20 protein-coding genes are annotated in these 20,780 nt (G+C 43.5%); 17 read left to right on the plus strand and 3 right to left on the minus strand.

The genetic code is table 11. The annotated features are described in order from the left end of the window. Positions 1-52: 52 nt before the first annotated feature. The 3 genes from uvrA to ITG10_RS09840 all read right to left on the minus strand — a co-directional run bounded on the left by uvrA (position 53) and on the right by ITG10_RS09840 (position 4,711). Positions 53-2,884 carry an excinuclease ABC subunit UvrA gene (gene uvrA / locus ITG10_RS09830; RefSeq protein ID WP_017630758.1) on the minus strand — a complete coding sequence of 944 codons (2,832 nt, stop codon included), beginning with the start codon at positions 2,882-2,884 and terminating at the stop codon, positions 53-55. Between the two features lie 149 nt (positions 2,885-3,033). Then, positions 3,034-3,906 carry a UTP--glucose-1-phosphate uridylyltransferase GalU gene (gene galU / locus ITG10_RS09835; RefSeq protein WP_017630757.1) on the minus strand — a complete coding sequence of 291 codons (873 nt, stop codon included), beginning with the start codon at positions 3,904-3,906 and terminating at the stop codon, positions 3,034-3,036. Positions 3,907-4,063: 157 nt separating this feature from the next. Further along, complete coding sequence (locus ITG10_RS09840) at positions 4,064-4,711, minus strand: LuxR C-terminal-related transcriptional regulator (protein WP_248386374.1); 648 nt, start codon at positions 4,709-4,711, stop codon at positions 4,064-4,066. Positions 4,712-4,989: 278 nt separating this feature from the next. On the opposite strand from ITG10_RS09840, the gene ITG10_RS09845 reads away from it, so the two are divergent. From ITG10_RS09845 to ITG10_RS09925, 17 genes are all read left to right on the plus strand, one after another. Beyond that, positions 4,990-5,544 (plus strand): single-stranded DNA-binding protein, encoded by a 555-nt coding sequence (locus tag ITG10_RS09845; RefSeq protein ID WP_017630755.1) that lies wholly within the window; start codon positions 4,990-4,992, stop codon positions 5,542-5,544. Between the two features lie 161 nt (positions 5,545-5,705). Beyond that, the gene (csrD, locus tag ITG10_RS09850) at positions 5,706-7,721 is read left to right on the plus strand and encodes an RNase E specificity factor CsrD (protein WP_026084233.1); all 2,016 of its coding nucleotides are present in this window, start codon (positions 5,706-5,708) and stop codon (positions 7,719-7,721) included. Positions 7,722-7,723: 2 nt separating this feature from the next. Then, positions 7,724-9,166, plus strand: coding sequence for a hypothetical protein (locus tag ITG10_RS09855; RefSeq protein ID WP_017630753.1), 1,443 nt, complete (start codon positions 7,724-7,726; stop codon positions 9,164-9,166). Further along, positions 9,166-9,813 (plus strand): type 4a pilus biogenesis protein PilO, encoded by a 648-nt coding sequence (pilO, locus tag ITG10_RS09860; RefSeq protein WP_017630752.1) that lies wholly within the window; start codon positions 9,166-9,168, stop codon positions 9,811-9,813. Before ITG10_RS09855 ends, pilO begins: the two co-directional genes overlap by 1 nt. Further along, positions 9,806-10,138, plus strand: coding sequence for a hypothetical protein (locus tag ITG10_RS09865; RefSeq protein WP_017630751.1), 333 nt, complete (start codon positions 9,806-9,808; stop codon positions 10,136-10,138). The genes pilO and ITG10_RS09865 overlap by 8 nt, the downstream gene beginning before the upstream one ends. Positions 10,139-10,153: 15 nt before the next feature. Beyond that, on the plus strand, positions 10,154-11,791 hold the full coding sequence (mshL, locus tag ITG10_RS09870; RefSeq protein ID WP_017630750.1) for a pilus (MSHA type) biogenesis protein MshL: 1,638 nt from the start codon (positions 10,154-10,156) through the stop codon (positions 11,789-11,791). Positions 11,792-11,844: 53 nt separating this feature from the next. Continuing rightward, positions 11,845-12,684 (plus strand): AAA family ATPase, encoded by an 840-nt coding sequence (locus ITG10_RS09875; RefSeq protein ID WP_017630749.1) that lies wholly within the window; start codon positions 11,845-11,847, stop codon positions 12,682-12,684. 2 nt (positions 12,685-12,686) lie between these two features. Next, on the plus strand, positions 12,687-13,838 hold the full coding sequence (locus ITG10_RS09880) for a tetratricopeptide repeat protein (RefSeq protein WP_017630748.1): 1,152 nt from the start codon (positions 12,687-12,689) through the stop codon (positions 13,836-13,838). Beyond that, positions 13,828-15,552, plus strand: a complete 1,725-nt coding sequence (locus ITG10_RS09885; protein ID WP_017630747.1) for a GspE/PulE family protein — start codon at positions 13,828-13,830, stop codon at positions 15,550-15,552. Before ITG10_RS09880 ends, ITG10_RS09885 begins: the two co-directional genes overlap by 11 nt. Positions 15,553-15,564: 12 nt before the next feature. After that, on the plus strand, positions 15,565-16,788 hold the full coding sequence (locus ITG10_RS09890) for a type II secretion system F family protein (RefSeq protein WP_017630746.1): 1,224 nt from the start codon (positions 15,565-15,567) through the stop codon (positions 16,786-16,788). Positions 16,789-16,791: 3 nt separating this feature from the next. Further along, the gene (locus ITG10_RS09895; RefSeq protein WP_017630745.1) at positions 16,792-17,247 is read left to right on the plus strand and encodes a hypothetical protein; all 456 of its coding nucleotides are present in this window, start codon (positions 16,792-16,794) and stop codon (positions 17,245-17,247) included. Positions 17,248-17,326: 79 nt separating this feature from the next. After that, entirely contained in the window at positions 17,327-17,902 is a 576-nt protein-coding gene (locus ITG10_RS09900) for a prepilin-type N-terminal cleavage/methylation domain-containing protein (protein ID WP_017630744.1), read from the plus strand. Between the two features lie 35 nt (positions 17,903-17,937). Continuing rightward, on the plus strand, positions 17,938-18,414 hold the full coding sequence (locus tag ITG10_RS09905; RefSeq protein ID WP_017630743.1) for a type II secretion system protein: 477 nt from the start codon (positions 17,938-17,940) through the stop codon (positions 18,412-18,414). Between the two features lie 150 nt (positions 18,415-18,564). Next, positions 18,565-19,056: a prepilin-type N-terminal cleavage/methylation domain-containing protein gene (locus ITG10_RS09910; protein WP_017630742.1), complete on the plus strand. Its 492-nt coding sequence runs from the start codon at positions 18,565-18,567 to the stop codon at positions 19,054-19,056. After that, positions 19,053-19,616 (plus strand): prepilin-type N-terminal cleavage/methylation domain-containing protein, encoded by a 564-nt coding sequence (locus ITG10_RS09915; RefSeq protein ID WP_017630741.1) that lies wholly within the window; start codon positions 19,053-19,055, stop codon positions 19,614-19,616. The genes ITG10_RS09910 and ITG10_RS09915 overlap by 4 nt, the downstream gene beginning before the upstream one ends. After that, the gene (locus tag ITG10_RS09920; RefSeq protein ID WP_017630740.1) at positions 19,616-20,362 is read left to right on the plus strand and encodes a prepilin-type N-terminal cleavage/methylation domain-containing protein; all 747 of its coding nucleotides are present in this window, start codon (positions 19,616-19,618) and stop codon (positions 20,360-20,362) included. The genes ITG10_RS09915 and ITG10_RS09920 overlap by 1 nt, the downstream gene beginning before the upstream one ends. Then, positions 20,352-20,780, plus strand: a complete 429-nt coding sequence (locus ITG10_RS09925) for a hypothetical protein (RefSeq protein ID WP_017630739.1) — start codon at positions 20,352-20,354, stop codon at positions 20,778-20,780. Before ITG10_RS09920 ends, ITG10_RS09925 begins: the two co-directional genes overlap by 11 nt.

Consider the following 20,780-nt stretch of genomic DNA (forward strand, 5'->3'; position numbering starts at 1 on the left):
AGCTCTGTTACTTTAACATTTTTCTGTCTGTTAGCAGGGCGCTATTTTACACCTAGTTCAAATTTAACATAGGCTTAAGGAAGCGAGCGGTATGCGAACCTTCGACCAATGCCACATCTTCAGGTGTACCCTCTGCAACAATCTCACCACCGCCTTGACCACCTTCTGGGCCTAAATCTAAGATCCAGTCGGCTGTTTTTACGACATCTAGATTGTGTTCAATCACGACAACCGTATTGCCGTGATCACGCAGTCGATGCAGTACCGTTAATAGCTGCTGGATATCGTGGAAATGAAGACCTGTTGTTGGCTCATCGAGAATGTATAAGGTTTTACCTGTATCTCGTTTAGACAGCTCGCGAGCCAATTTAACACGTTGTGCTTCGCCGCCAGATAAGGTAGTTGCCGCTTGGCCTAAGCGAATGTAAGAAAGACCCACATCCATAAGCGTTTGCAGTTTACGTGCAATCACTGGAACTGGATTAAAGAACTCACGCGCATCTTCAACAGTCATCTCAAGAACTTCGTCGATGGTTTTACCCTTGTAGCGAACTTCTAGTGTTTCACGGTTGTAGCGCTTACCTTTACATACATCACACGGTACATACACATCCGGTAAGAAGTGCATCTCTACCTTGATAACACCATCGCCCTGACACGCTTCACAGCGCCCGCCACGTACGTTAAAGCTGAATCTTCCCGCTTTGTAACCGCGTGAACGTGACTCTTGTGTGCCAGCAAACAGCTCTCGAATAGGAGTGAAGATACCAGTATAGGTCGCAGGGTTTGATCTTGGTGTGCGACCTATTGGGCTTTGATCAATGTCGATCACTTTGTCGAAATGCTCTAGTCCTTTAATCTTTTTATGTTTTGCCGGTACAGCCGTGGTTGCACCATTAAGTTGAGTGTGAGCAACTTTGAAGAAGGTATCGTTAATTAACGTCGATTTACCTGAACCCGATACGCCCGTAATACAGCTAAATAATCCCACTGGAATAGTTGCCGTCACATTCTTTAGGTTGTTGCCTGTCGCTCCAACGATCTCTACGACTTTCTTCTTGTCGATTGGTGTTCGTTGTTTTGGTACTTCAATTTCTTTCACACCACTCAGATATTGGCCTGTCAAAGAGTTCGGGGTGTCGATGATGTCTTGCATGGTGCCTTCTGCGACTACGTGACCACCGTGAACACCAGCGCCAGGGCCAATATCGATGACATGGTCTGCACAGCGAATGGCATCTTCATCATGCTCTACTACAAGTACAGTATTACCCAAGTCTCTTAAGTGGATTAAGGTTTGTAGTAGGCGCTCATTATCACGCTGGTGGAGGCCAATTGACGGCTCATCCAATACATACATAACACCCACTAAGCCAGCACCGATCTGACTTGCTAGACGAATTCGTTGTGCCTCACCACCAGACAGAGTTTCAGCACTGCGTGATAGGTTAAGGTAGTTCAAACCAACGTTAACCAAGAAATGTAGGCGGTCATTGATCTCTTTCATCACTTTATCAGCGATCTGCCCACGTTGACCGTCTAGCTTCAACTCTTGGAAAAATTGCAGTGCGTCAGCAATGCTGAGTTCAACGATTTCAGGCAGTGTTGTATCACCAATGAAGACATTGCGAGCCTCTAATCTCAGGCGAGTACCGTCACAACTAGAACATGATTTCGTTGAGATGTATTTGGCAAGATCTTCTCGAACTGAGCTTGATTCAGTATCACGGTAGCGACGCTCGAGCGTATTTAAAATACCTTCAAACGGGTGACGTTTTACGCGGATATCGCCACGATCATTGATGTATTTGAATTCAACCTCAGTACGGCCAGAACCTTTGAGAATGATCTCTTGAGTCTTCTTCGGCAGAGAATTAAACGGCGCAAACAGATCGAAACCATAATGCTCTGACAGTGATGTTAGCATCTGGAAATAGTAGTAGTTCTTTTGATCCCAGCCTTTAATCGCACCTTCAGCGATGCTTAGGTTTTCATCCAAGATTACTCTACTCGGGTCAAAGTATTGCTGAACACCAAGTCCATCACACGTGCCACATGCGCCTGCTGGGTTATTGAATGAGAACAAGCGAGGCTCAAGCTCTTGCATGCTGTAACCGCACTTTGGACAAGCGAAATTTGCTGAGAATACGATCTCTTCTTGGTCTGTTTCGTCCATCCAACCGACGACTGCAATACCGCCAGATAGCTCCAGTGTTGTTTCAAACGATTCAGCGAGTCGTTGCTGTAGATCAGGGCGAACTTTAAATCGGTCAACTACTACTTCAATGGTGTGTTTCTTGTGCAGTTCAAGTGTTGGTGGATCGGATAAATCGCAGGTTTCACCATCAATACGCGCTCGAATAAAGCCTTGAGCCGCTAAGTTTTCGAGTGTCTTTACGTGTTCGCCTTTACGCTCTTTAACGATCGGCGCAAGTAGCATCATTTTTGAGCCTGCAGGTAACTCAAGTACCTTGTCCACCATTTGGCTGATTGTTTGCGCAGCTAGGGGGATGTTGTGATCTGGACAGCGAGGTTCACCCACTCGAGCGTAAAGTAGTCTCAGGTAATCATAGACTTCGGTAATGGTACCTACGGTTGAGCGAGGGTTATGAGACGTCGATTTTTGCTCTATCGAGATAGCCGGAGATAAACCTTCGATGTGGTCTACATCGGGTTTTTCCATAAGAGATAGAAATTGGCGAGCGTAGGCAGACAAAGACTCAACATAGCGACGTTGTCCTTCTGCGTAGAGAGTATCAAACGCAAGTGACGACTTCCCTGAACCGGATAGCCCAGTGATAACCGTGAGCTTATCACGGGGAATCGTTAGGTTAACGTCTTTGAGGTTATGCGTACGAGCGCCTCTAATTTCTATTTTATCCATCTCAACAGACCATGTAATTTTAAGTGGCTAAAGTATTACATAGAGTGAGATTTGTGCAAAGTTTTACTGGATAAAAAAACAGTAAATAAAAAAGGGCGACTCAAAGAGCCACCCTTTTAAAACTCGAAACGTTACTTCTTATAGAACCGTTATGCTTCTTTTTGCGTTGAATGTTTGCCTAGCTCAACTTGTTTTTGGTCTTTCTTGTATAGGTTTTCAAAGCAGTAGTTTGTTGCTTCGATGTAGCCTTCAACACTACCACAGTCAAAACGTTGGCCTTTAAATTTGTAAGCCAATACACAGCCCGCTTTTGCTTGTTTAAGCAATGCATCGGTAATTTGGATCTCGCCACCTTTACCCGGTTCAGTCTGTTCGATCAGCTCGAAGATATCTGGAGTCAGAATATAGCGGCCAATAATCGCTAGGTTGCTTGGTGCTGTACCTTGTTCTGGTTTCTCTACCATGTCATCGACACGGAAAAGATCGTCTTTGATCATCTCGCCAGAGATAACACCGTATTTATGTGTCTCTTCTTCTGGTACTTCTTGTACTGCAACGATAGAGCAGCGGAACTGCTTGTATAGTGCAACCATTTGAGCCAGCACGCCTTGCTGCTCGTTCACACAAAGGTCATCGGCAAGCACAACTGCGAATGGTTCATCACCTACAAGCTCACGGCCTGTCAAGATCGCGTGACCTAAACCTTTCATCTCGCGTTGGCGAATGTAAGTGAAGTTTGCTGCTTCAATCGTTTCACGGATATTAACGAGAAGGTCTTCTTTATTGGTACCGCTGATCTGGTGCTCAAGCTCGTAGTTCTTATCGAAGTGATCCATGATTGAGTGCTTACCGCGGCCAGTAACAATACACATTCCGTCCATACCAGCTTCGATTGCTTCTTCTACGCCGTATTCGATCAGCGGCTTGTTCACAACTGGCATCATTTCTTTCGGCATTGACTTAGTTGCTGGTAAAAAACGTGTACCGTAGCCAGCTGCCGGGAAAAGGCACTTTTTGATCATGGTAAGACCCTTTATCTATAATAATTATTGATTCAACCCGAGTGGTTGATATTTCTGAGGGCAACTCTAGCATAAGTTATGTCGAAAATTCAGCAACAATACCTATGGTTTATTAGAGCTTCCCTCAAAATTATCGCCAGTTTAAGAGGCGGATCAATTATGCAAGTAGGTTCTGGTTAGCCCAGGCGATGGCTTGAACTCTATTTTTAACTGCTAACTTACGGAATATTTGATAGAGATGGGATTTGACCGTGAACTCACTAATAAACAAGTCATCGGCAATTTGTGTGTTAGATGAGCCGGATTGAAGGCAACGAATAACCTGAATCTCTCGAATGGTTAAGTCGACATTGGTTGGTGTTGTGTTGGTATTGACCATATTACGGTAGTAAAACAGCAGTTGATTGGTTACTTTTCTTGGCAGCCAGTTATCACCATCAATCACTTCTTGAAGGCCATGAGCAATCTTGTCCTTATTATCTGTATTATAAAAGAGACCTTTCAGCACACCATAAGTAAGAAGCTCCGAAGTTGGCAGTTGCTGTGGAACATTGAATAAGATGATCTCATGGTTTTTCCACATCACGGTCAGGTTGGGACAGGTAATAAATAGTTGTGGTACCTCCTTATAGTCGACAAGCAGGATGCGGTTACTCTGCTTTCTGTCGACTAACATTAAGTCGTCCGGAGTCATTTTGTAGAGAATGATGGATAAGTGTTTTTCTATCTCTTTTACATGTAGGTAAGTGTTACTCGGATCGATGCACAGAAAATGCAAAGTGCGAGCGTATCGAGATTTTCTCATTAAAACGTCCTGTCTAAGTTGAATTAGATTTCACGTTGTCATGCACGCTTTGGCTTCTCTAGTGCAATAGTAGTGACTTGCGTTGAATATCAATCCCCAAAGTAAATGAGTGGTTTGTAAGTGGAGAAAAAAGCAACATCGCTCTGAATATCATGATTTGTTACGTTTTTATTCTTTGTAGTGAGGAGAGAATAGGAATGCGATTTATCACTGTAGAAAAGCATGCTATTCTTGTGCGCTAAAATTTTCTGAGACTATGAATTTAGACGGAGCAAATCATGGCTAGCCGTGGAGTTAACAAAGTTATATTAGTGGGTAACCTAGGTAATGACCCAGAAATTCGTTACATGCCTAATGGCGGCGCGGTAGCGAACATTACCATTGCAACGTCAGAGTCATGGCGTGATAAAGCAACTGGCGAACAGCGTGAAAAAACAGAATGGCATCGTGTTGCTCTGTTTGGCAAGCTAGCTGAAGTTGCTGGTGAGTACCTACGTAAAGGTTCTCAAGTTTACATTGAAGGCCAACTTCAAACTCGTAAATGGCAAGATCAAAGCGGTCAAGATCGCTACACAACTGAAGTGGTTGTTCAAGGCTTCAACGGTGTAATGCAAATGCTTGGCGGCCGTGCTCAAGGCGGTGCTCCTGCTCAAGGTGGCATGGGTAACAACCAACAGCAAGGTGGTTGGGGTCAACCGCAACAGCCACAACAGCAGCAACAATACAGTGCTCCTGCTCAACAACAGAAAGCACCTCAACAACAAGCTCCTCAGCAGGCTCAACCTCAATATAATGAGCCACCGATGGATTTTGATGATGACATCCCATTCTAGTCCCTGTTTTTAATATATTATAAAGACAGTAATAAATTGGAAAAAGCCGCGTTCATCGCGGCTTTTTGTTACCTAGAATTCTTAACGCTTTATTTACAACGTCAATTTATAGTATAAGTAGCAATACGGTATAATGTGAGTTGAAAAGGATTTCGTTATTCATGAGATATACCCCCACGCTAAAATTGAGCACCCGACTGGTCGCATTTGTCACGGTGATAGTTATCAGTGCGATGTTCATTCTTTTTATAGGTGGCACCCTTTCGTTTAAGCGTATCGGACAGGAATATTTAGACCATTATTTGGTGGGAATAGTCGACGTTGTAGATAAAGAGATGGAAGATCCAGATGCTGCGTACTCAATGCAGCGTTGGATGCCTAAGATGTTGCAGGCTAGCAATATCGTTGAGATGAAACTCTCAAATAAGACGGGTATTGTTTACCGCTTCAAAGATACTTCTCCACAAATTGATCCTAATCGCCTCTATGAGAAAAGCTTCACGCTAGAGCGTAATGAAGGTTACCAAATCGAATTCAAAGCATTGCCTCCTTATATTGGTTACAACTACTCAATAGAAGCGATGTGGTCGATTACTTTAGCGGTTGCTTTGATCATTTTCTGTTTGGCTCGTGGGGTTCGATGGTTGAAAGAGCAGTTAATGGGCTCTGAAATGTTGGAAGAGCGCGGAAGGATGATCCTTGCTGGGCAAGTTGAAGCACATGCCAAAGGCGATGAGCGAGAGTGGCCCTTTACGGCAAGTGAAGCTCTTGATGTGTTAATTGAAGAGTTGAAAGATGCACGCCAAGAGCGTAGCCGTTTCGATACCTTCATTCGTACTCATACTTTCTTAGATAAACTTACTGGCACTGCCAACCGAGTGCTATTCGATAACAAGCTTGAATCGGCACTGCATGAAAGTGGTGCTCGTGGTGGTGTGTTGTTAATACGTATCGATGAGTGGGAACAAGTTCGTGATACAAATGACAAGCAAGTGACCGACGGCTTTATTATTGAGGTTGGTGAAGTCTTATCGAATATTGTTCAGCGCTACCCTGATGTTATTTTCTCTCGTTATTACGAAGCGGACTTTGCGGTATTTATCCCGCATCAGGGAGCAAAAGATATTGCGACGTTGGCGGCTCAATGTTTAAGGCAGTTAGATAAGCTAACTCCTCCGGAGCCATTAGAGTCGGATAATTGGTGTCATATCGGCGTGACCATGTATACCGAGGGTGAGCGTCATAGTCAGATTATGGATGAAACGGAAACCGCACTAAAGAGTGCTCAGTTGGAACGCATTAACAACTGGAGCCGTTACCCTAAACAGAATAAAAATGAGCTTGATAGAGGCAGCGTTCGTTGGAGAACATTACTCGATAAAGCCCTGCTTCCTGAAAATTTGGTAATCTTTGCTCAGCGGTGTTACCTTATGCCGGAATCTGGTCAAGCTAATGAATTACATAGAGAAATATTCACTAGGATTCAGGATCCTGACAAGGGTTTATTGAAATCGTCTCGATTTATGCCTGCGGTAGAGCAAGTGGGTTATCAAGCTCAAATGGATCAATCCGTGTTGAAGGTTTTGTTGAAATCTTTGAAAGAATCAACTCAATCGATTAACTACTCGGTGAACCTGAATGTCACTCCGTTTGCGAGTAAACAGCATTTTAAGTGGTTTAGGAGTGAGTTATTACAGCTCTCAGCTCAGCATCGCTCTCAGCTTGCTTTTGAATTTCCTGAAGGCCACCTTATTGCTCATCTTGATTATATGAGACCGGTGGCAAAGATGCTGCGAGGATTAGGGTGTAAAGTCATTGTTGGCCAAGCTGGGCGAACCATTGTTAGCACACACTATATAAAGGATTTGAAGGTTAATTACATTAAGCTTCATCGGAGCTTAATTAAGAAAATCGATCAAAGGCATGAGAACCAGCTGTTTGTCCGAAGTTTAATTGGGGCATGTGGTGACTCTCCAACTCAAGTTATCGCGGTTGGGGTTGAGACAAAACAAGAAAAGAATACCTTGATAGAGTTAGGCATTAACGGCTATCAAGGGAGATATTTCGACGAAGAGCAACAAATTATTCCTTTGCCTCAACAAGGTGAAAAGACAGTGAAAACTGAATCTGTTGTTAAAGTTGGTCGAAGAAATCGATGGCGTAAGAGTAGTAGTTAAGCATGAATTTTAAAGCGATTTTAGACAAGATAAAGCCAACGAATAATAAAGGCAGCTCGCAAGTTGTCATGTTGGGCAATGATGCTGTTTATATTTCATCGACAGAGCAAGAATCTCAAGTCACTCATATCCCTGTAGTAAACGGAGACTGGGAAAGTGCACTAAAAAAATCGCTTAACAGTGAGGCTTTTACCAGCAGTAGTCTCCAATTGATAGTCTACGCTAACTATTACCAAACTTACCAAATTGATAAACCGGACATTCCAGAGAGTGAGTGGTCGGTTGCCTTGCCTTTTTTATTGAAAGATCTTGTCGCTGAAAGAGTGACTGAGATTACAGCAAGTGCGGTAGCACTGCCGACATCAAACAAACTGCAAGTGTATGTTTTACCTAAAAAGCTGTTAGATAAGCTTTTAAACATTACTAACTCAGCGCAAGTAGAGCTTAAAGGTGTTGCTCCTGAAGATGAAATCTGGGGCTATAGTGCCGGCGAACTCTCTAATTTCATACTTTTACAACGCAGCTCAAATTCACACTTTAAGTTGGGGGCGTTTGTTGAGAATACCGTCTGCTTCCAAAGAACGATTCGCAGTGTGGTTCCACCTTTAACGGGTGTTGCATCCAGCGCACTGCAGCTAGATGGTCTTGCTTTAGAACTCCAGCGTTCGATTGACTACCTTTCTTCTCAAATTAAAGGCACTCAACTTCATCAGCTAAAAATCTGTTGTGATGAAGAGGATGAGGCAGAACTACAAAGTGCGTTAAATAATACACTGAGCTCAACGGTTTCTTTACTGGTTGAAGGTGAGCGCGAAAACTCTGAAAGCTTGTTAGTTAAGCTCTGTGCTGAAAAAGATGCGTTTAACGTCAATCTTTACCCAGAACACCTCAAGCCGAAAAAAGAATATTTCACATTAACTAATGTGGTCGCGAGTTGGGGACTTGCCTGTGCCTTGCTTCTTGGTGGTTACTTTGTGATGCAATACCAAATATCGAATTTGGACGAAGAATTAACAGCTTTGCAACATGACTCCAATCAAGTTAACAAGCAAGTTAACCAGTTGAAGAGTAAGTTAACTGAGCATAAACCGTCTCCGGAGAAAGTCGCCGCTGTTGCTCGTCTCAAACGTGAGACTCAAGCAAAAAAAGAGGCATTGAAGGCCGTTGGGCAATACGACGAATCCCAGCAAGTCGGGTATTCTGGCGTCATGAATTCCCTAGCTACATTAGGCCGAAATGACATCTCTCTTTCGCACATCTATATGACTCACGATACTTTAGATCTTAGTGGTTTAGCTCGTAACGCTAATGTCGTTCCAAACTGGATTGGTCAGTTTAAAAATGAACTTAATTTGGTTGGCCGTACTTTTGAAAAACTCAAAATAGGTCGCAATGATCAAGATGTGGTGACGTTCGAGTTAAGTACTCGCAGGGAGAGTAAATAATGCAGCAGTGGAACCAGCTGAGTGATAAGTTTCTTGCATTAAGCCAAAGAGAAAAATGGCTACTTTTCGTGTGTGGCTTTGTCGGTTTATCGATGCTTGTATTCACCTTATTAGTTGAACCTGCATACCTCGACTTACAAGCGAAAAACGCTAAGTCGATGAGCCTGACCCAGTCAAATCAAAGACAACAAGGTGAGCTACTTGTTCTTCAAGCAAAGCTGAACAAAGACCCAGACAAAGAAATTAATCTTGAGTACAAAAAGCTATTAGTAGAAAGCCAAGATCTTTCGCTTCAGCTGTCAGAGATTGTCGATGGACTGATTACGCCTTCTCAAATGTCACAGTTATTGGAAAGTGTTCTCAATGCTGGCCATGGACTTAAGCTGGAATCTTTGGAATCACTAAAACCAGAAGCAATTTCAAATAACAAAGAGACTAGCGAGTACTCAGGCTATTTTCTTCACCCTGTGAGAATGGAACTCACAGGCAGCTATTTTGATATTTCAGCTTATCTTCAGGCCCTTGAGTCTCTTCCTGTGAGTTATTACTGGCGCACATTTGAGTATTCAGTAGAAGAATATCCTAAAGCTCGACTTGTGTTCGAGGTTTATACACTTGGTACCAGACAGGAGTTTATCGGTGGCTAGAACTCTATTGTTGTCCTTGCTGTTTAGTAGTTCTCTAGTGTGGGCTGAGCAAGATCCAACGGCGCCATTAGGTTGGCTTTCACCTCAACAAAAAATAGCGCCAGCTAAAAAGGCGCCAGTTCAATATCGCTTACCGTCTCTAGAGAGCATTGTTTGCAAGGGGGATACACCTTGTTATGCGATTATGAATGGTCAGATTCTCGGTCAAGGGGAAACGATCAGAGGGTACCGAGTTAAGAACATAGATCCAGAATACGTCACTCTGCAGAGAAGCTCTAAGCAGTGGAAATTAGAGATGTTCTCTTTAGATGTTAAGAATAATTAAGGTTAGAGTGAAGACATGCGTAAACTTGTAGTCGCAATCCTAGTGTCATCTTTAGTCGGCTGTTCGATGGGGCATCGCGATCCCGTTGAGATAAAAGAGTCTTTAAATGAATCAATCAATGAAGCTAACAGTAAAGCGCTTCATGAGCTTCCTTCATCCGTACAGGATGATCTTATGCCTCAACTTGATTCGGACTCTGTATCGCCAGGAATGGAAACGGTTAAGCGTTTTCGAATTCAGGCTAAAGGTGTTGAAGCGAGAACCTTCTTTGCAAGCTTAGTGAAAGGCACAGAGTACAGCGCCGCTATTCACCCTAGCGTGTCTGGAAACCTTACGCTTAACCTAACCGATGTAACACTAGATGAAGTGCTGGCTGTTGCTCAAGATATGTATGGTTACGATATCGAAAAGCGTGGCAAGGTGATTCAAGTTTACCCAGCAGGCCTTCGCACAGTGACAATCCCTGTCGATTACCTACAAGTTAAGCGTTCTGGCCGCTCATTGACGACGATCACAACAGGAACGATCTCCAATTCGGACAACAACTCGTCGAGCTCTTCAAGTTCCGACTCTAACTCGTCGAATTCATCAAACTCTTCTAACACATCAAACTCGACATCGAATGGTGGTACAGAGATTGAAACCACATCTGAAAGTGATTTTTGGCCACAGCTTGAAGCGGCGGTTGCTCACTTGATTGGTTCTGGTGATGGGCAAAGTGTCGTGGTTACCCCGCAAGCGAGTGTGATTACCGTACGCGCTTACCCTGATGAAATCCGCGAGGTTCGTGAGTTCCTAGGTATTTCTCAGAAACGTCTGCAACGCCAAGTTATCTTGGAAGCCAAAATCATGGAAGTCACCCTGAGTGATGGTTACCAGCAAGGTATTAGCTGGTCGAATTTATCTAAGTCGATTGGTAGTGGTGGCGTTGTTATTGACCGACCAGGTGGAACATTGCCTCCATTAGATGCAATCAGCTCTTTGTTAGGTGGACAAACCAACGTAACGATTTCAGACGGTAGCTTTGAAGCGGTATTAAGCTTTATGGATACTCAAGGTGATCTCAATGTTCTCTCTAGCCCACGCGTAACGGCTGCAAACAACCAGAAAGCGGTTATTAAAGTGGGTACAGACGAATACTACGTGACGGATTTATCAAGCTCGGTCGGCAGCGGTGACAATGCTAATGTTGCTCCTGAGGTTGAGTTGACGCCGTTCTTCTCTGGTATCTCGTTAGATGTAACACCTCAAATAGACGATAAAGGCAGCGTATTCTTACATGTTCATCCTGCCGTTATTGAGGTAGAGGAAGAAGTGAAAGAGCTCAACCTAGGTTCAACAACGGGGTTAGTACAACTTCCTTTGGCGAAAAGCTCTATTCGTGAATCGGACTCAGTGATTCGAGCTCGAGACGGTGACGTGGTTGTTATTGGTGGTTTGATGAAATCCAACACCAGTGACGTGACGTCTAAAGTTCCGTTCCTCGGTGACATCCCTGCATTAGGTCATTTATTCCGTAATACCAATCAGTTGACTCAAAAAACTGAGCTCGTGATCTTGCTTAAACCAACGATCGTGGGTGTGAATACTTGGCAAAATGAGTTGGAGCGTTCTCGTGATCTTCTTCAAGAGTGGTTCCCTGATGAAGAGTAAATGCTTACTTTCTCAATATAGAGTGGCAGTGTCTCACTAAGCTAGGTCGTCGTATGTATCAAGCTCACTTTGGTTTTGAACAACTGCCATTTACGTTAACGCCGAATACTGATTTCTTTTATGGTTTGGCGCCTCATTTTGAGGCGATTCAAACGGTCATCTCCGCGTTAGAGATGGGAGAGGGTGTAATCAAAGTTACTGGTGAGGTGGGCACGGGAAAAACCATGGTTTGTCGAATGCTGGTTAATCACTTAAAGGATTGTACGGCGTTAATTTATTTGCCCAATCCAGTATTGTCTGGAACTGACTTACGTCACGCTGTCGCTAAAGAACTTGATTTGACCATCTATAATGAAGCCACTTTAGTCGATAACATTCAGCATAAGTTGATTGATTTACACAACTCAGGCTTGAGAGTGGTCGCTATACTAGATGAGGCGCAAGCTCTATCCGATGAGGCTCTTGAAACCTTAAGGCTGTTCGGCAACCTTGAAACAGAAGATAAGAAATTGCTTCAAATAGTATTATTTGGGCAGCCTGAATTGGACGCTCGATTAGAGGCTTACCACTTAAGACAATTTCGTCAAAGAATCACATTCAGTTCGACACTGAGGTCGCTGACGCTCGATGAGACGGTAGCTTACATTGATAATCGAATTACTAAGTCTGGTGGCAATCCTGAATTGTTCAGTTTGAATCAAAAAAAGGCGATTTTTCGTTCTTCAGTGGGTATTCCAAGGTTGATAAACCAGTTGTGTCATAAGGCTCTTTTGCTCTCGTTCAGTGAAGATAAGAAAAGTATCGACAATCAGCATCTGTTCTCCGCCATGCACGAAACTTACGATGTGTGTAAGCCTAAATTTAAAACGCCAATACTGTGGGGTTGGAATTAATTATGAGTGTCATTAATAACGCCTTGTCTGAATTGGCAAAGAAAAAATCAGCGACTTCAATAGAAGCTGCCGTTGTGCCGAAAGTAAAAACACGCTCTCCTTTCGTTTGGGTTGCTGCGGGTTTTACTCTCAGTTTAGCTATGGGCGGTTGGGCGATTTCACAAGGCCCTGCTGTCGATAGCTCAATATCAACTCGTGACGTTCAGGTTGCTGTGGTTGATAACGCTGAAGATGAGCCCAAAACAATAGTTACTCGACTTGTATCGTCACCAACTAAGAAGTTAGTGACGATAGATTCTGCGAACCTTTCAGCTGACAACGCGACGATCGTTAAAAGCACTCAAACTCAGTCTGCTAAGTCCGATTCAGTTGTTGCATCGACTCAGGTAGTGACAAAGCCTCAAGCAACCTCTAAATCTCAAAACGTGCCTAAAGCTGAAGTCGAACAACCAATCTATGTTGCTAGTGTGGCTAAAGAAGATTCTAAGCCACTCCCTAATGATTCCAAAGCGTCTGGTGATTCAGAAAATAGTGGAATAATGATCGAGCAGGTGGAGTTAACGTCTGAACAACTCTCTATTAATGCCCAAGGTCGAGCTCAGAAGGCTCTTGATGCGAACGATCTTGCTGGTGCGTTGAAAGGATATAACGAAGCGCTTCGCTATGCCCCGAGGAATGAAGATGTTCGTCAGAAGCTCGCGATTCTCTATTTTGGTAAAGGTGATACGCGTAAAGCTTACGAGCTTTATCAGTCTGGCATCAAACTCAACAACAACAGCGAAAAGCTGCGTTTAGGTTTATCAAAGCTACTGGTTAAAGCGGATCAATCTGAAGCAGCTTTGAGTCCCTTAATACATTTACCACCGAACCCAACTCAGGACTATTTAGCGATGCGTGCCGCGCTGAGCCAAAAGTCTCAACAAGAAGAGATAGCGTTAGAGAGTTATCAAAAACTGGTTGAGATTGATTCGGATAATGCTCGCTGGTGGCTAGGTTTGGCTATCCAACAAGAGCGACAGCTCGATTTTACGGCAGCAAAACAATCTTACCAAGGTGCGCTAGTCAGAGTTGGCATCTCATCTCAATCGCAAAGCTTTGTACGAGACCGATTAAAAATAATCAATGCGTTAGAGGAGAGTAGCGATGCAAATTAGATTAAGAAAAAGGCTTGGTGATTTGCTCGTTGAAGAGGGCATTATTACCGAGGCTCAAGTTGAACAAGCACTTGCCTCTCAAAAGAGCACTGGTCGTAAGCTAGGTGATGCACTGATTGAACTTGGCTTCCTGTCGGAACAACAGATGCTGAGCTTCTTATCTCAGCAGTTAGCGATTCCTCTTATCGATTTAAGCCGCGCTGTTGTCGATGTCGAAGCGGTTCAGCTTTTGCCTGAAGTACACGCTCGTCGTCTTCGTGCTTTGGTTATCGGGCGCCAAGGCGATACTTTGCGTGTTGCTATGAGTGATCCGGCCGATCTGTTTGCACAAGAATCTTTGCTTGGCCAGTTAGGCGATTACGCTCTCGAATTCGTTGTGGCTCCAGAAAGACAATTGGTTGATGGTTTTGACCGTTATTACCGCAGAACCAAAGAGATCGCCTCATTTGCAGAGCAGCTTCACGCCGAACACCAAGTTAATGAAGCTTTCGATTTTGATATTGCCGAAGAAGACAGCGACGAAGTTACGGTTGTGAAGCTGATTAACTCACTGTTTGAAGATGCGATTCAAGTTGGCGCTTCTGATATTCACATCGAGCCAGACTCAAATGTACTGCGCCTTCGTCAACGTATTGATGGTGTGTTGCATGAAACCTTGTTAAATGAAGTCAATATCGCGTCTGCTCTGGTACTGCGCTTAAAGCTGATGGCAAACCTAGATATCTCAGAGAAACGTCTTCCTCAAGATGGTCGTTTCAATATCCGAGCGAAAGGCCAATCGGTCGATATCCGTATGTCGACTATGCCGGTACAGCACGGCGAGTCTGTGGTGATGCGTCTGCTTAACCAATCTGCTGGCTTACGTAAATTGGAGTCGTCGGGTATCCCGAGCGATCTTCTGGTTCGTCTTCGTCAGCAGTTACGTCGTCCGCACGGAATGATCTTGGTTACTGGCCCTACTGGTTCGGGTAAAACGACCACCTTATACGGTGCGTTAAGTGAATTGAACGAACCGGGTAAAAAGATCATTACTGCGGAAGATCCGGTGGAATACCGTCTTCCTCGTGTGAACCAAGTTCAGGTGAACCCTAAGATTAATCTTGATTTCTCTACGATCTTAAGAACCTTCCTACGTCAGGATCCCGATATCATTCTTATTGGTGAGATGCGTGACCACGAAACCGTAGAAATAGGCCTCAGAGCGGCACTGACGGGTCACTTAGTGTTAAGTACGTTGCATACCAATGATGCTGTAGACAGTGCATTACGTATGATGGATATGGGTGCTCCGGGCTATCTGGTGGCAAGTGCCGTTCGAGCTGTAGTTGCTCAGCGATTGGTTCGTAAAGTGTGTAACGACTGTAAGGTTGAAGATGAGCTAGATGAACCTCGCAAGCAATGGTTGAGCGTTCGCTTCCCAAATCAGGTAGGCGTGCCATTTATGAAAGGGCGTGGCTGCCAGAACTGTAACCTAACGGGTTATCGTGGGCGTATTGGTGTCTTCGAGATGTTGGAGCTAGAGCAAAACATGATGGATGCGCTTAGAGCCAATGATGCCGTTGGTTTTGCTCAAACGGCGAGACAGTCTGAAAACTACAAACCGCTCTTAGCTTCTGCGATGGAATTGGCTTTACAAGGTGTCGTGAGTCTCGACGAGATAATGCACCTTGGTGAAGGCGATGCGTCCGGTGCAACCGACCCAATTTATCTGTAGGGGTAGAGTGATATGCCAACTTATCGTTATGTAGGTCGCAGTTCGGATGGCAGTCAAGTTACTGGCCAAGTGGATGCGAATAACGAAGATCTCGCTGCTGAAAGCTTGATGAGTAAAGGGATCATCCCAACCTCGATCAAGCTGGGGAAAAGTGGCGGCTCTGTATTGGATATGGACGTATCTAGTCTGTTTACACCTAATGTTCCTCTTGAGGTGTTGGTTCTGTTTTGTCGACAGTTATACAGTCTAACTAAAGCGGGCGTGCCACTATTAAGGTCGATGAAAGGCCTCACTCAAAACTGTGAAAATAAGCAATTGAAGGCTGCTCTCGAAGAAGTGGTTGCTGAGCTTACTAATGGTCGAGGGTTAGCGGCATCAATGCAGATGCACCCTAAGGTATTCAGTCCATTGTTTGTATCGATGATCGGTGTTGGTGAAAATACGGGTCGTTTAGATCAGGCTCTGCTTCAGTTGGCTGGATACTATGAGCAGGAAGTTGAGACTCGTAAGCGAATCAAGACCGCGATGCGTTACCCAACCTTCGTGATCAGCTTTATTTTGATTGCGATGTTCATTCTTAACATCAAGGTTATTCCACAGTTCTCGAGCATGTTCGCACGTTTCGGTGTCGACCTGCCGCTGCCTACTCGTATCTTGATTGGTATGTCGGAGTTCTTTGTTAATTACTGGGGCTTAATGCTTGGAGTGATCTTTGGTCTTATCTTTGCTTTTAAAGCCTGGGTTAAGACAGACAAAGGATTAGAGAAGTGGGACAGATTACGTTTGAAGATGCCAGTGATCGGTGGCGTTGTAAATCGAGCGCTATTGTCACGTTTTTCTCGTACCTTTGCTTTGATGCTAAAGGCGGGCGTACCACTAAACCAATCGTTAGCATTATCGGCTGAGGCTTTGGATAACCGTTTTCTAGAGCTTCGAGTTCAAGCCATGAAATCGGCGATAGAGGCGGGTAGTACGGTGTCATCAACAGCGATCAACAGCGAAATTTTCACGCCACTAGTGATACAAATGATTTCCGTCGGTGAAGAGACCGGTCGTATTGATGAGTTGCTGCTTGAAGTCGCTGATTTTTATGATCGAGAAGTCGATTACGATTTGAAGACTTTAACCGCCAGAATTGAACCAATCTTGTTGACCATAGTTGCGGGTATGGTGCTGATTTTAGCTCTGGGTATTTTCTTACCGATGTGGGGAATGCTCGATGCAATCAAAGGCTGAGGAATGCTAAATAACCTACAGCGCTCACGTTTTGTTATTTGGAGTGTGGTTATCCTTTTTCTTGTCATTGGATTACTTTCTGCATGGGAAACGGTAGAAGAAGAAGCGACTAATACGGCATTTATCGTAGCGAGCAAACGAATTCTTGAGCAAGCAAACCTGTTCAAACAACAGTATTTGTTAAAGGGGGCTCAGCGAGAGGATGACTCGGAACCACCAAAAGTTTACAGCCGAACAGGGTGGATAATGCCAATTCAAGGCTCTGAACGAGACTGCAATTATTGGCTGGGTCAATTATATCCCCAAGGGCGCATTTTAGGGCTAAGCTCTCCAAGAGTTGAAGATAAAAGTGATAGCATACACTTTCACTGTACTTATCATTATACTTATAAATATCAGATAGATATATTACTTGAAAGAGAAAGGTTTAGTGTGAAAGCCAATATTTTGGCTTTGTGAAAATATTGACAGGTTTTTTATGGTTTTATACGAGCGCGAATGTATAATGCGCGTTAATAATTAGATGAGTGGGTAGAAAATGCTTAAAAATCAAAAGGGTTTCTCCCTTGTCGAATTAGTCATAGTGATTGTGGTCGTTGGTTTATTGGCGGTAGCTGCGTTACCTCGCTTTCTTGATGTGACAGATGAAGCCAAGAAATCAAGCATTGAAGGTGTTGCTGGTGGTTTTGCAACCGCAGTTTTGTCGGCTAGAGCACAGTGGGAAGCAGAAGCTAGACCGTCAGAAAAGATAGGTGTTGAAACATACAATACCGTAAATTATGATGGTGTTGATTTTTGGTTAACAAGATCAAAGAACAGTAAAAATGAGGATACCGACTTTCGAGATGGTTACCCATGGACTCTGAATAATGATTCTAGTACCGCGCCACAAGATATTTCAGATAAAACATGTTCTGAATTGATGGAAAACTTGCTGCAAAATCCACCTAAAGTTGGTGAGGTTTCAGTTGTTGCTAGTGACTCCAATTACAAATATTCAGCGCAAGCGAATTCAGGTGATGCAACGTGTACTTACGTTCAATTAGAAGGTAGTACTGAGCATGAATTTGTTTACGAAATTAAAACTGGTCGTGTGACCGTAACTTTGCAGTAAGTCTGCGTAAAATTAAACATAGAGAGAGCTTAACTATGAAAAGACAAGGCGGTTTCACCCTAATCGAACTAGTGGTTGTAATTGTTATTCTAGGTATTCTTGCTGTAACTGCGGCACCACGTTTCCTAAACATACAAGATGATGCGAAAGATGCAACACTTCAAGGTTTAACTGGTGCAATTCAAGGTGCGTCGAGTATCGTGTATGGTAAATCTGCAATTGAAGGTAAAGAGGCTTTATCTGGTCAAAGTGTAGCGGTTGGTACAGACACTATCCTCACAGAATATGGTTACCCTAAAGCTGATGGTGATAATATTGCTAAGATCGTTCAGGGCATTGGTGCTGATGATGATTTTCAAGTAATCGGCACGGTGTCTGGTGCAACTCCAACAGCAGTGACATTTGGTATTAAAAATTACACAGATAAATGTGTTAAATATACTGAAGCCACTTCATCTGCAGAGTCTTCTGTAGGTGTATTTGATACTGGTAGTGACAAAATCTGCGGTTAGTTGTTGGTGTAGCTTATAGGTTTAGAGGCCAGCTTCAGCTGGCCTTTTTTCTATCCAAAGCGCACAAATATCAAAACGATTCATATACATAAGATCGTTATCTTCGTTATCTTGTATAATCAGTATTCGTTAGGCAGTTAGAGGCTTATTATGGATAACAGCCCCACACCCAACGGCTTTACTCTGGTAGAGCTGATCATCGTTATCATTATCCTTGGTATTATTTCAACGTTTGCCGCGAGTCTCTTCGTTGGCACCTCTAGCTATTCCACTTTTACTGCGCAAGAGCAAGCCATCTCCGTAATTCGCCAAATCCAAGTCAATCGAATGCAATCGAATGTTTCCGCTGCTAATGATAGCTTTCGCCTTGCTATTAATGATGACTGTTTAGGCTCAGTAACCGCTTGCAGTTTAAATTTATCGAATAGTACGCAAAAATCACAAGCCGATACTCGTAGTGACTATGTGCGCATACCAGATATAAAGTTTTCTCCCGCCAATACAATTATCGACTTTGACTTATTGGGTAACCCTTCGGTGAGTGCTGGGGTGAATATTACTATTAACTCAACCACTTCGAGTAATAGCGCCCAAGTCTGTATTAATTCTCAGGGCTATGTGCGTGAAGGGGCCTGTCTATGATTCGCTCACGTGGATTTACTCTGGTTGAAAGTATTGTGGTGATTATCGTATTAGGTATCGCAATGGTTACAATTACCAGTTTTTTAACACCACAAGTTGCTAGTTCTGCAGACCCACAATATCAAAACCGCTCCGTAGCCTTAAGTCAGAGTTTGATGAATCAAATTTTAGCTCGCGGCTTTGATGAGCACAGTGATTTTGATGGTGGTTTGATTCGTTGTGGCGATGCGGGTGCGACCGCTTGTTCTACTAAACTCGGAGTAGATGGAACAGAAACAGCGCCTGCTGCTTTCAATGATGTTGATGACTATATCGGTTGTTGGTACACCGATACAACAGAGTCAGCGTGTGTCTCATCAACGAAGTACCCGCTCGCGAATATCCTAGACGAAAATATTGAAGACAGTTATGCCAATTTTCGTGTTGAGATTTCGGTGGTGTATGATCAAAACATGGACGGAACTGACGATAATACTATTGGTACGATGAAGCGCGTTGAAGTACAGATCTTTGGTGGTAATAACCGCTATAACCTGGTTGCTTACAAGGGGAACTACTAATGAAACAACGTGGTTTTACCTTAATTGAGATGATTGTAACGATTGTGGTCGTTGGTGTTATCGGACTAGCGATTGCAGGCTTTGTTGAATACGGCATTAAAGGTTATGTCGACACTATCGATAGACAAAAGGTGCAAGTAAAAGGGCAGTTTGTTGTAGAGAAAATGTCGCGAGAAATTAGTCACGCTGTTCCTAATAGTTTTACTGAAGACCAGACTTTTTTACCTACACCTGCTTTTGATAGAAAGTGCCTTTCATTCTATCCGATCAAATACTCCGGCTTTTATTACTTTGATGAAGCTAACAATAAGCTTGATTTCATCGTTGGACAAGATTCTCCGACTCTAGATAATGATGATTACATTATTATCAATCCAACTAGCTTCAATGATCTTGCTGCAATATCAAGTAAACGTATCGATGTGTCAGGTGCGACACAAAATAACAATGCTTTTAGTGTGCCTGTAGTTAGCCTAGCTAGCGAATCTCCCGCTAAACGACACTACGTTTATGATCAGAATAGTCATGTGAGCTATTGTCTTGTTAATGACACCATTCAAAATCAAGGCCTAATCCAGCGCAATGGAGTCACTGTGGCGGATAGTATCAATTATGCGGAAAGTAATTTTCGTTATGAAGAGCCAAGCTTACAGAGAGGTGGTGTGATTCACATCGACCTCGTGCTTGAGCAAAACAGTGAAGTAAGCGTTTATCAACAAGATGTGCAGGTACTCAATGCGCCATAGAAAATCATCTCAACAAGGTAGTGTTTTGGTCGTCGCAGTCTTTGTTATTGTGGTGATGGGCTTCTTAGCGACTTCTTTAGTGCAAGTTCAGTGGTCAAATCACGATACCTTGACACGTAAACAACTGGGAACTCAGGCTTGGCTTTTAACGCATTCTGCAAATGAGTGGGCACTTACTCAAGTTTATCCATTAACTGTTTCGCCTGCGGTCTCAACCAGTGTGAGCACCGTGTGTAGTAACTTGAACTCAAATCAAGTGAGTAGTGGTATGTCGAGCATCTGTACTGTCGACCAATTAACCTGTAGTCAAATCGGCGTTTTAGATGGCGTTGGCTTTTTCAAAATTGAATCAACAGCTATTTGTGGTTCAGGTGTTAACCAAGTGCAAAGAATTCAAGAAGTTTGGGTGAAGGAATAA

It is taken from the genome of Vibrio sp. ED004, assembly GCF_023206395.1.
GTDB lineage: Bacteria > Pseudomonadota > Gammaproteobacteria > Enterobacterales > Vibrionaceae > Vibrio.

Bases quoted from the DNA above. Each gene is read 5' to 3' on its own strand.
- uvrA (WP_017630758.1), bottom strand. From the start codon at position 2,884: ATGGATAAAATAGAAATTAGAGGCGCTCGTACGCATAACCTCAAAGAC.
- galU (WP_017630757.1), bottom strand. From the start codon at position 3,906: ATGATCAAAAAGTGCCTTTTCCCGGCAGCTGGCTACGGTACACGTTTT.
- ITG10_RS09840 (WP_248386374.1), bottom strand. From the start codon at position 4,711: ATGAGAAAATCTCGATACGCTCGCACTTTGCATTTTCTGTGCATCGAT.
- ITG10_RS09845 (WP_017630755.1), top strand. From the start codon at position 4,990: ATGGCTAGCCGTGGAGTTAACAAAGTTATATTAGTGGGTAACCTAGGT.
- csrD (WP_026084233.1), top strand. From the start codon at position 5,706: ATGAGATATACCCCCACGCTAAAATTGAGCACCCGACTGGTCGCATTT.
- ITG10_RS09855 (WP_017630753.1), top strand. From the start codon at position 7,724: ATGAATTTTAAAGCGATTTTAGACAAGATAAAGCCAACGAATAATAAA.
- pilO (WP_017630752.1), top strand. From the start codon at position 9,166: ATGCAGCAGTGGAACCAGCTGAGTGATAAGTTTCTTGCATTAAGCCAA.
- mshL (WP_017630750.1), top strand. From the start codon at position 10,154: ATGCGTAAACTTGTAGTCGCAATCCTAGTGTCATCTTTAGTCGGCTGT.
- ITG10_RS09875 (WP_017630749.1), top strand. From the start codon at position 11,845: ATGTATCAAGCTCACTTTGGTTTTGAACAACTGCCATTTACGTTAACG.
- ITG10_RS09880 (WP_017630748.1), top strand. From the start codon at position 12,687: ATGAGTGTCATTAATAACGCCTTGTCTGAATTGGCAAAGAAAAAATCA.
- ITG10_RS09885 (WP_017630747.1), top strand. From the start codon at position 13,828: ATGCAAATTAGATTAAGAAAAAGGCTTGGTGATTTGCTCGTTGAAGAG.
- ITG10_RS09890 (WP_017630746.1), top strand. From the start codon at position 15,565: ATGCCAACTTATCGTTATGTAGGTCGCAGTTCGGATGGCAGTCAAGTT.
- ITG10_RS09895 (WP_017630745.1), top strand. From the start codon at position 16,792: ATGCTAAATAACCTACAGCGCTCACGTTTTGTTATTTGGAGTGTGGTT.
- ITG10_RS09900 (WP_017630744.1), top strand. From the start codon at position 17,327: ATGCTTAAAAATCAAAAGGGTTTCTCCCTTGTCGAATTAGTCATAGTG.
- ITG10_RS09905 (WP_017630743.1), top strand. From the start codon at position 17,938: ATGAAAAGACAAGGCGGTTTCACCCTAATCGAACTAGTGGTTGTAATT.
- ITG10_RS09910 (WP_017630742.1), top strand. From the start codon at position 18,565: ATGGATAACAGCCCCACACCCAACGGCTTTACTCTGGTAGAGCTGATC.
- ITG10_RS09915 (WP_017630741.1), top strand. From the start codon at position 19,053: ATGATTCGCTCACGTGGATTTACTCTGGTTGAAAGTATTGTGGTGATT.
- ITG10_RS09920 (WP_017630740.1), top strand. From the start codon at position 19,616: ATGAAACAACGTGGTTTTACCTTAATTGAGATGATTGTAACGATTGTG.
- ITG10_RS09925 (WP_017630739.1), top strand. From the start codon at position 20,352: ATGCGCCATAGAAAATCATCTCAACAAGGTAGTGTTTTGGTCGTCGCA.